The organism is Streptomyces rubellomurinus (assembly GCF_000961885.1).
GTDB lineage: Bacteria > Actinomycetota > Actinomycetes > Streptomycetales > Streptomycetaceae > Kitasatospora > Kitasatospora rubellomurina.
In genome coordinates this window covers 1-1,927 of the sequence record NZ_JZKH01000223.1, presented here as the reverse complement: position 1 = coordinate 1,927, position 1,927 = coordinate 1, and the positions used below count along the sequence as shown (strand labels likewise).

The window sequence follows — 1,927 nt, the reverse complement described above, 5'->3', positions numbered from 1 at the left end:
CGCGTGCCCGAGGTTCGACTTCACCGACCCCAGCCACAGCGGCCGGCCCGGGGACCGGTCCCGCCCGTACGTCGCCAGCAGCGCCTGCGCCTCGATCGGATCGCCCAGCCGGGTGCCGGTTCCGTGCGCCTCCACCGCATCGATCTGATCGGCCGTCAATCCGCTGGATGCCAGCGCCGCTTCGATCACCCGTTCCTGCGAGGGACCGTTCGGCGCCGTCAACCCGTTCGACGCACCGTCCTGGTTCACCGCGCTGCCCCGCACCACCGCCAGCACCCGATGACCGGCCCGCACCGCGTCCGACAACCGCTCCACCACCAGCACACCCACGCCCTCGGACCACCCGGCGCCGTCCGCCGCGTCCGAGAACGCCTTGCACCGCCCGTCCGGCGACAGCCCGCGCTGGCGGCTGAACTCGACGAAGACCTCGGGCGTGGCCATGACCGTCACGCCGCCCGCCAGGGCGAGCGAGCACTCGCCCGCGCGCAGCGCCTGCGCGGCCAGGTGCAGGGCGACCAGCGAGGAGGAGCACGCGGTGTCGACAGTGACCGCCGGGCCTTCCAGCCCGAGGCTGTAGGAGAGCCGACCGGAGATCACGCTGCCCGAGGTGCCGGTGAGCCGGTAGCCCTCCACGTCCTCGGCACTGGACGGCAGCAGGGTGGCGTAGTCGTGGTACATCACGCCCGCGAACACGCCGGTCCGGCTGCCGCGCAACGACGCCGGGTCCAGCCCCGCCCGCTCCAGCGCCTCCCACGACGTCTCCAGCAGCAGCCGCTGCTGCGGATCCATCGCCAGCGCCTCACGCGGCGAGATGCCGAAGAACCCCGCGTCGAACCCGGCCGCGTCCGCCAGGAAGCCGCCGCCGCGCGCGTAGGTGGTGCCGAGCCGGGTGCCGTCCGGGTCCAGCAGGGTGCCGAGGTCCCAGCCCCGGTCGGTCGGGAAGTCGCCGATCGCGTCCACCCCGCCCGCGACCAGCTCCCACAGCTCCTCCGGTGAGGACACCCCGCCCGGGTAGCGGCAGGCCATGCCGACGATGGCGATCGGCTCCTCGCTCCGGACCCTCGCTGCGGGCGCGCCGGCGGTCGGGCGCCCGGCCGGGGTGGTGAGCACCTGGTCGCGGAGCCGGCGGGCCAGGGCGAGGGGGGTCGGGTGGTCGAAGGCCAGCGTGGCGGGCAGCCGTACGCCGGTCGCCTCGGCGAGGCGGTTGCGCAGCTCGACGGCGGTCAGCGAGTCGAAGCCGAGGTCCTTGAACGCCCGTTCGGTGTCGATCAGTTCGGGGTCGGCGTGGCCGAGCACGGCGGCGACGTGCCCGCGGACGAGGCGCAGCAGCAGTGCTTCGCGCTCCGGCTCGGCCAGGCCGGCGAGCTGTTCCGCGAGGGCGGCCGCGGTGGCCGCGTTCGGTCCTTGCGCGTGCCGCCGGTGGGGGCGGTGCACCAGGTCGCGGAGGAGTGCGGGGAGCGGGGCGGTGCCGGTGCGCAGCGCGGGGAGGTCGAACCGTGCCGGCACCAGCAGGGGTTCGCTCGCGCCGAGGGCGGCGTCGAAGTGGGCCAGGGCCTGTTCCGTGGGCAGTGGCCGGACGCCGCTCCGGGCCATCCGGTCGAGTTCGCCCTGGTCGAGGTGGCCGGTCATGCCGCTGGTCTGTTCCCAGTAGCCCCAGGCCAGGGAGACGGCGGGCAGTCCGGCGGCGTGGCGCTGCGCCGCCAGCGCGTCGAGGGCGGTGTTCGCCGCCGCGTAGGTGGCCTGTCCGGGGTTGCCGAGCAGGCCGGCAGCCGAGGAGAACAGGACGAAGAAGGAAAGCTCCTGACGGTCCGTCAGTTCGTGCAGGTTGAGCGCCGCGTCGACCTTCGGCCGCAGCACCGCCGCCAGCCGCTCAGGCGTCAACGACGCGATCGTCCCGTCGTCCAACACCCCCGCCGCATGCACCACC

General features: G+C 74.7%; 1 protein-coding gene. It reads right to left on the bottom strand.

Annotated elements, in window-relative coordinates; translation table 11 throughout:
* A partial coding sequence (locus VM95_RS37390; protein ID WP_045705817.1) for a beta-ketoacyl synthase N-terminal-like domain-containing protein occupies positions 1–1,927 on the bottom strand: 1,927 nt, incomplete at both ends.